Source organism: Bartonella sp. AA86SXKL (assembly GCF_042196885.1).
Window position 1 is genome coordinate 1 of the sequence record NZ_JBHIRE010000535.1, and the last position, 239, is coordinate 239.

Annotated in this window: 1 protein-coding gene; it reads left to right on the forward strand. The window is 36.8% G+C overall.

The window, feature by feature from the left end:
- Window positions 1-86: 86 nt before the first annotated feature.
- Window positions 87-239: glutamine amidotransferase-related protein (locus ACFIO5_RS13135; RefSeq protein ID WP_404978054.1), on the forward strand; the 153-nt coding region annotated here is incomplete at its 3' end.

The window sequence follows — 239 nt, forward strand, 5'->3', positions numbered from 1 at the left end:
CTCAAGTGAACAAGCTTGTGAAAAGGGAAAGATTGAATAATAAATCATATTGGTTCTTTTTTTTTACAATTATTGATTGGTTTTCTATGAACATCTCACATCCAGACACCGTTCTTATCATTGATTTTGGTTCACAAGTTACACAGCTTATCGCGCGGCGGGTGCGAGCAATGGGTATCTATTGTAAAATTGTTCCTTTTCAATTGGCTTTAGAAGGCATCAAGCGGACAAGTCCTAAA